General features: G+C 60.6%; 7 protein-coding genes. 3 read left to right on the forward strand and 4 right to left on the reverse strand.

Annotated features, from left to right (window positions below; translation table 11 throughout):
• The first annotated feature begins 278 nt into the window (after positions 1-278).
• The gene (locus VNV36_RS13470) at positions 279-1208 is read left to right on the forward strand and encodes a LysR family transcriptional regulator (RefSeq protein ID WP_325718205.1); all 930 of its coding nucleotides are present in this window, start codon (positions 279-281) and stop codon (positions 1206-1208) included.
• Between the two features lie 24 nt (positions 1209-1232).
• Here the strand turns inward: VNV36_RS13470 and VNV36_RS13475 are convergent, their stop codons facing one another.
• Positions 1233-2150: an AraC family transcriptional regulator gene (locus VNV36_RS13475; RefSeq protein ID WP_325718206.1), complete on the reverse strand. Its 918-nt coding sequence runs from the start codon at positions 2148-2150 to the stop codon at positions 1233-1235.
• A 173-nt stretch (positions 2151-2323) separates the two neighbouring features.
• Positions 2324-3088 (reverse strand): SDR family NAD(P)-dependent oxidoreductase, encoded by a 765-nt coding sequence (locus tag VNV36_RS13480; protein WP_325718207.1) that lies wholly within the window; start codon positions 3086-3088, stop codon positions 2324-2326.
• Positions 3089-3260: 172 nt separating this feature from the next.
• Between VNV36_RS13480 and VNV36_RS13485 the strand changes: the two genes are divergently transcribed.
• The gene (locus tag VNV36_RS13485; protein ID WP_414705515.1) at positions 3261-4217 is read left to right on the forward strand and encodes an AraC family transcriptional regulator; all 957 of its coding nucleotides are present in this window, start codon (positions 3261-3263) and stop codon (positions 4215-4217) included.
• Positions 4218-4342: 125 nt separating this feature from the next.
• Positions 4343-5080 carry an SDR family oxidoreductase gene (locus VNV36_RS13490; protein ID WP_325718208.1) on the forward strand — a complete coding sequence of 246 codons (738 nt, stop codon included), beginning with the start codon at positions 4343-4345 and terminating at the stop codon, positions 5078-5080.
• Positions 5081-5305: 225 nt separating this feature from the next.
• Here the strand turns inward: VNV36_RS13490 and VNV36_RS13495 are convergent, their stop codons facing one another.
• Positions 5306-5506: a hypothetical protein gene (locus tag VNV36_RS13495; RefSeq protein WP_325718209.1), complete on the reverse strand. Its 201-nt coding sequence runs from the start codon at positions 5504-5506 to the stop codon at positions 5306-5308.
• Between the two features lie 145 nt (positions 5507-5651).
• Positions 5652-5916 (reverse strand): isochorismatase family protein (locus VNV36_RS13500; RefSeq protein ID WP_325718200.1); only part of this gene is annotated, 265 nt, incomplete at its 5' end.

The raw sequence follows: 5916 nt of genomic DNA on the forward strand, positions 1-5916 counted from the left end.
GTAGGCTGGAGTGGTCATGGTGTGCGTCCCTTTTGAAGTTTGAAGTTTGTTGTTGCGTTCAAGTTGGGTACAGATTACTGACGCACACCGAAGGGATAAATCGCCTGAAAAGCGTTTCACCGTCCACTCAAACAGGACAATCACGACCGATCGACAAGGCAGCATCCAGATCCTTGGCTATTAATCGAAAACTTGCTGCACCGTCGACGGATACCGACGGTGTCGTTCGTTGTGGTACACAGAGCAAGAACGTCCGTCGATCCTCGGTGCGAGCCACAATGAAACGCCATTTTGAAGACTTACAGCTGGGCAGTATCGAACTGTTCTGCCTGGCCGCCGAAGCCGGCAGCTTCACTGCCGCCGCGCAACTGGCCGGGGTTACGCCGGCGGCGGTGAGCCGCTCGATTCTGCGTCTGGAACAACGTCTGGGGTCGCGCTTGTTCGCACGTACGACGCGCAGCATTCGCCTCACCGACGCCGGTCGTATTTTCTTCGAACAATGCAGCCAGGCCCTGACGCAACTGGTCGAGGCCCAGCAGGAAGTCATGGGCGCGCAGACCTCACCGTCGGGTCGACTGCGCATCAGCCTGCCGACCACCTACGGGCATCACCGCATCCTGCCGCTGCTGCCAAAGTTTCGTGCGTTGTACCCCGGGGTCACGGTCGACGTGCACCTGGGTAATCGCAACATCGACTTCGTCGAGGAAGGCTACGATCTGGCGATACGCGTGCGCGCGCAACCGGACTCGACCCTGATCGCTCGCCTGTTGGAAGACGCCCGTCTGGTCGTGGTCGCTTCCCCTGAGTATCTGCTGCAAGCCGGCACACCACAGACCCTCGACGACTTGATCGAACATGAATGCATCCAGTTCGAATTGCCCAGCAGTGGCCGGCGGATTTCCTGGCTGTTTCAGGAAAACGGCCGGGATCGGGAAGTGATTTCGGACGGTGGCTACTCTTGCTCCGACGACGTGCTGGGCGGTGTGACGCTGGCCAAACACGGCGCCGGGCTGTTTCAGACTTACCGGTTTATCGTTGAGCAGGAACTGGCGGACGGCCGACTGATTGAAGTGCTGCAGCCGTATGCCGGACGTTCGCGGCCGTACACCCTGCTCTACCCGCACGGCCGCTATGTCCCGCAGCGGGTGCGGGCGTTTGTGGATTTTCTGTTGGGGTTTCGCGATGAATGGGCGGGCATCAAAAGCTAACCAGCGCCAGACGAGGGGCATTGCTCAACCGGTCTGGCGCAGGCGGCTGAGTTCCTTTGACGGCGGGCAGCCGAACTGACGGTTGTATTCGCGGCTGAACTGCGAGGCGCTTTCGTAGCCGACGCGGTAGCAGGCACTCGACACGTCCAGCCCTTCATTGATGATCAGCCGCCGCGCCTCCTGCAGGCGCAACTGTTTTTGATACTGCAGCGGGCTCATGGCGGTAACAGCTTTGAAGCGATGATGCAGCGCCGAATTGCTCAGGCTTGCCACCTGCGCCAGCGCTTCGATGCGCAGCGGCTCGGTGAAATTTTTGTTCAGCCAGTCGATGGCCCGCGTGACGCGATGGGTCTGCGAATCGCTGACCGCTATTTCGTAGAGCAAATGCCCGTGCTTGCCGCGCAGCAGGCGGTAATACAACTCGCGCAACACCATCGGCGCGAGCATGCCGATATCGCGCGGGTTATCGAGCAGGCGCACCAGACGCAGCATGGTGTCGAGCAGGGTCACATCGATCTTGTCAAGAAACATCCCGCGTCCGGATTCCTGCGGCATGCCGGTCAGCGGTGATTCGGCAATCAGTTGCGTCAGTTGCGCCGGGTCGAAGTCCAGCCGCACGCAAAAGTACGGTGCCTCGGGCGAAGCTTCGATTACCCGGCCGGACACCGGCAAGGTGACCGACACCACCAGATAATTCAGCGGATCGTACACAAAGCGTTCGTCGCCCAACCCCACTTCCTTGCGCCCCTGCACAATCAGGCACAGCGCCGGACGGTGCACGACATGGATCAGCTCCGACGGCCCGTCGAGACGGATCACATGCAGCGGCGCGATCGCGGTTTCGTAGGTGCCCGGCGCGTCGAAACGCTGGGTCAACAAGCGCACCAGCTCGGCGCGATATACCGCCGTATCGTGGAGGATGGAAGCGTCGTGGTTATCCATGCAAGGGCCTCGAAAGCAGACAAGAGTTGGTCAACTGCGGATGAAGATTAGCCAGTTTTGCCAAGCGGCGGCTAGATCAAAAATGCTGCAGATTTGCCTGATTCTGCGTCGCTCGGAGCGTGGCAAAGCCATGGGAACGCGACTGCGCGTTTCCATGGCTTTCCTGACTCAGGTCAGCCCGCCGTCACTGTCATGCCACCGTCGGCCATGACCACCGAGCCGACCATGAAACTGGCGCGTTCGGAGGCGAGAAAAGTCACGATCTCAGCGATTTCCTGCGGTTGCGCCGCACGGCCGATAGGTGCCGCCTCGCCGTGTTTGGCGAGGAACCCCGGGCCGTCCTCGACCACATCGTTAAGGATATTGGTCACCACATCGCCGACACCGATGGCGTTGACGCGAATGCCGTGCTCGATGACTTCCAGTGCCAGCGTGCGAGTCAGCTGCGCCAGTGCACCTTTGGACGCGGTGTAGGCGGCGATGGTCGGGAAAGCGAAGTACGAGGCATAGGAGGCGATGTTGACGATGGCCCCGGACTTGTGCGGAATCATCGCTTTGACCGCTTCACGGCAGTGCAGGAATGCCGCCGTGGCGTTGACCGCCTGGATTTTTTCCCAATCGTCGCGGGTCATGTCGACCACCGCTTTGTTGATGATGATCCCGGCATTGTTGACCAGAATATCCAGGCGCCCGAACTGCTCGACCGCCAGGCCCACCGCGCGCTCGGCGGCGCCGTCCTCGGTAATGTCCGCCACCAGTGGCACCAGGCCGGGCCGCGCCAGTTGTTCGACGGCCGGGTTGAGGTCTTCGGCGATCACCTTGGCGCCTCGAGCGTGCAGCATCAGCGCAATCGCCTTGCCGATGCCACTGGCCGCGCCGGTGACCAGTGCCACTTTGCCGGCAACTTCTTGAGGCAGGGTATGGTTGAAATCAGTCATGGTTTAACTCCTCGATAGTGCGCCGTGACGGCGCTGTCTTGAACACGGCTTCACTGTCGCGCAATGCACCGCACCGGGCTTTCGCGCGATTGCCGGCACTGTCGGAGTTTTGCTCTGGAGTTTCCTGATCCCGCGCCCTAATCTTCGCAATCATCCGCAGCCGAAGCTTGTCATGGAGCGTCCTGTGTCCTCTTCCAGTCCTGCAGTAGCGACAATCAGCCAGCCCTCCCGCATCGCCGCCGAAGCCATGCCGCAACATTTGCCCGGTGTCGCGCAAACAACGGCGCCCCGGCCGCAGATCAAGGATGCGGTGGTGCAGCTGTTCCGCCATCAGACTTTGCTGGAGCCGATCCGCGTGCCGTGCGTGGCCGAACCGCTGCTGGTGCTGGTATTGGCCGGCAGCGCTCGGGTCGAGGAACGAGAGTTGGGCGGCGAATGGCAGGCGAGCCGGGTCTCGGCAGGGGATTTCTTTCTGACCAACACCCGCGAGCCCTATGAAATGCGCTGGCAGACCGAGGGCTGCGAAATCTTCGAAGTGATGCACCTTTACCTCGGCCTGGGCTTGATCGAACAAGCGGCCCGCGAGGCCTTCGGCGATCAGGCTGGCGCGGTAACCTTTGTCGACGTCTCCGGCGCGCGTGATGAACAGGTCAGCTTTATCCTCAATCAATTGCGCATCGAACTGACCGAACGGCGCCAGCCCAGTGCTCTATTGGTGCATGGCCTGTCCCAGGTGCTGGCGATCCATCTGTTTCGCCACTATCTCGACCCGCACAGCAACCCCCGTCGCGACAACGCTCTGCCCGCCTACAAATTGCGGCGGGTGATCGAAGCCATGAACGAGCGTCTGGCGGAGGATTTCAGTCTCAATCATCTGGCCGGGATCGCTGAGCTGAGCGACTACCACTTCAGCCGCACCTTCAAACGCGCCACCGGTTTATCGCCCTCGCAATACTTCATCCGCCTGCGCATGAGTCGCGCTCGTCAGCTGTTGCTGGAGACCGCACACAGCGTGATCGACATTGGCCTGGAGGTTGGCTACTCCAGCCCCAGCCACTTTTCTCAGGTGTTTCGCCGCGAAGTAGGCGTCACCCCGAGCGCCTACCGTGATGCGCCGCGCAATGGGTGACCTGGTCAAAAAGCGACGCAGCAGAATTGGGCAAATCCCGGGGAGGAATCGATTAATAGCCCTTGAGCCTGCGCGCTTAATCTTCTTTCAAGCCCACTGACGGGCACATTGAAGAGGATGACATCATGCTGAACATTCAAGACAAAGTAATCGTGATTACCGGCGCCAGCAGCGGCATCGGCGAAGCCACCGCACGCCTGCTCGCCAGCCGTGGTGCGAAAGTGGTGCTGGGTGCACGGCGTACCGAGCGTCTGGCGGTGATTGCCGATGACATAAACGGCGCCGGTGGCCACGCGCAGTTCCGCGCCCTGGACGTCACCGACCAGCAGGATGTGCAGAGCTTCATCGATTTCACCGTCGAGCATTACGGCCGCGTCGATGTGCTGGTCAACAACGCCGGGGTGATGCCGCTGTCGCGGCTCGATGCTCTGAAGGTCGATGAGTGGAATCGCATGATCGACGTCAACATCCGTGGCGTGCTCCACGGCATCGCCGCCAGCCTGCCACTGATGCAGCGCCAGCGCGCCGGGCAGATCATCAATATCGCCTCGATCGGCGCCTACGCCGTCAGCCCCACCGCTGCGGTTTACTGCGCGACCAAATATGCCGTGCGCGCCATTTCCGAAGGTTTGCGCCAGGAGGTCGGCGGCGATATCCGTGTCACCGTTATCGCACCGGGCGTGACCGAATCGGAACTGGCCGACAGCATCTCCGATGAAGGCGGCCGCGCAGAGATGAAATCGTTCCGCAAGATCGCCATCCCCGCCGAAGCCATCGCCCGAGCGATCGCCTACGCCGTCGAACAGCCGGCAGATGTGGACGTCAGCGAACTGATTGTCCGCCCGACGGCGAGCCCTTACTAAGGGTGCATTCCTAGCAACAAAACATAATCAACTGTAGGAGCGAGCCTGCTCGCGAAGGCGTCAGACCAGTCAATGAAGATGTTGACTGGACTGACGCCTTCGCGAGCAGGCTCACTCCTACAGGGGATTTGTGCCACGACTGAAATCGGTGATCAGCACCGACCGTTGTGAGAGCAGTGGGTCAGTCAACATAATGAATGCCCGGAAGCGCAAAACCCGCTTGAATCATCGTGCCGGCGGGTGCTCGGTCGACACCGAGTTGGCCGCGTCCACATCCGACATGTCTTCCTCCACAGGCGCCTCATCGTCCGGCGGCAACGGCACCTCGGGATTTTTACGTTTAGAGTCGTGCCCGGTTTCGTTGTCGGTGGTGCGCGTCACGGCTTGTTGCGACTGGTTGCCCGGTGCGTTTTCGTCAATGTCCATGTCGGTCTCCGCTGAAGTGCAAGGATGTGTACCTAAGCGTGTGAAAAGTCCCGCCAAGACAAGTGCCCGGCAATGGACGAACGGTGGTTCTGTCAGAATGCAAAAAGCCTGCTGTTAAAAGCAGGCCTTTTGCTTGGCGGTGAATTTACTTCTGCTGCGTTAGCGCCGAGTAGCTGTTCATCAGGTTGCGGTAGTTGGGAATCCGCTGCGACAGCAGATTACCCAGCCCTTCGATGTCGTTGCGCCAGTCGCGGTGCAGCTCACAGGCGACCGAGAACCAGTTCATCATTTGTGCGCCGGCCTGGGTCATGCGGCTCCATGCGGCTTGCTGCACGGTGGTGTTGAAGGTGCCGGACGCATCAGTGACCACGAACACATCAAAGCCTTCGGCCAGTGCCGACAGGGTCGGG

This window comes from Pseudomonas sp. (genome assembly GCF_035554175.1).
Classification (GTDB): Bacteria; Pseudomonadota; Gammaproteobacteria; order Pseudomonadales; family Pseudomonadaceae; genus Aquipseudomonas.

Bases quoted from the DNA above. Each gene is read 5' to 3' on its own strand.
- VNV36_RS13475 (WP_325718206.1), bottom strand. From the start codon at position 2,150: ATGGATAACCACGACGCTTCCATCCTCCACGATACGGCGGTATATCGC.
- VNV36_RS13490 (WP_325718208.1), top strand. From the start codon at position 4,343: ATGCTGAACATTCAAGACAAAGTAATCGTGATTACCGGCGCCAGCAGC.
- VNV36_RS13485 (WP_414705515.1), top strand. From the start codon at position 3,261: ATGGAGCGTCCTGTGTCCTCTTCCAGTCCTGCAGTAGCGACAATCAGC.
- VNV36_RS13470 (WP_325718205.1), top strand. From the start codon at position 279: ATGAAACGCCATTTTGAAGACTTACAGCTGGGCAGTATCGAACTGTTC.
- VNV36_RS13480 (WP_325718207.1), bottom strand. From the start codon at position 3,088: ATGACTGATTTCAACCATACCCTGCCTCAAGAAGTTGCCGGCAAAGTG.
- VNV36_RS13495 (WP_325718209.1), bottom strand. From the start codon at position 5,506: ATGGACATTGACGAAAACGCACCGGGCAACCAGTCGCAACAAGCCGTG.